Annotated in this window: 1 protein-coding gene; it reads left to right on the forward strand. The window is 39.4% G+C overall.

The features are described from left to right. On the forward strand, positions 1-1,263 hold a 1,263-nt coding region (locus tag HMPREF2937_RS13760), incomplete at both ends, for a Rib/alpha-like domain-containing protein (RefSeq protein WP_257245384.1).

Genomic DNA, 1,263 nt, shown 5'->3' on the forward strand with positions numbered 1-1,263 from the left:
AGGTTAAAGACAAAGTCACAGTACCAGACTTCCCAACGGATAAAGGTACGCCGGTGGTAACAGTGGATGATCCAACTAAGATTCCGAACGGTCAAACATCTGGCGTATTTGATGTACCTGTAACCGTCACTTACCCAGACAAAACAACAGACAAAGTCACAGTGAAAGTAACAGTCGGTGAACAACCGGATAATGTGAAATATGATCCTAAAGCAGGAGAAATCACTAAACACTTTGGTGAAAAAGCTACACCGGATGAAGTGAAATCAAAAGTGACTGTTCCAGGATATCCAGAAAACAGTCAACCATATACAGTGACAGTAGATGAAACAAAAATTCCAGACGGTCAAACACCGGGAGAAGTAGAAGTTCCAGCCACAGTAACTTATCCGGATAAAACAACAGATATTGTTAACGTGAAAGTGACAACAGGACCAAAAGATTCAGATATGTATGAACCGACTACAGGAGAGATTAAAAAACCATACGGTACACCTACAACTGAAGAAGAAATAAAAGGAAAAGTAAGTGTTCCGGACTTCCCTAAAGAAGGCGATCAACCAGTTATTACTGTGGACACAAGTAAAGTGCCTGATGGTCAAACAAGTGGTGAATTTGAAGTTCCAGTTACAGTCACATATCCAGACAAAACAACAGACGTTGTGAAAGTTAAAGTAACAGTTGGACCAAAAGATTCAGTTACGTATGAACCTACAACACAACCAATAGTAAAACCTTTTGGTACACCGACTACAGCGGATGAAGTTAAAGGACATGTTACAATTCCAAACTTCCCTAAAGAAGGTACTCAACCAGTTATTACTATCGATGACGAAACAAAAGTACCAAATGGTCAAACACCTGGCGTATTTGATGTTCCTGTAACAGTCACTTACCCAGATAAAACAACTGATAAAGTCACAGTGAAAGTTACAGTCGGCGAACAACCGGATAATGTGAAATATGATCCTAAAGCAGGAGAAATCGTTAAACACTTTGGTGAAAAAGCAACACCAGATGAAGTGAAATCAAAAGTGACTGTTCCAGGTTACCCAGAAAATGGTCAACCATATACAGTGACAGTAGATGAAACAAAAATTCCAGATGGTCAAACGCCAGGAGAAGTAGAAGTTCCAGTCACAGTGACATATCCAGATAAAACAACAGATATTGTCAATGTAAAAGTTACAACTGAACCGAAAGATTCAGATACGTATGAACCAACAACACAACCAATCACAAAACCATTTGGTCAAGGCACAA

The organism is Staphylococcus sp. HMSC061G12 (assembly GCF_001838465.1).
GTDB classification, from domain to species: Bacteria; Bacillota; Bacilli; order Staphylococcales; family Staphylococcaceae; genus Staphylococcus; species Staphylococcus simulans.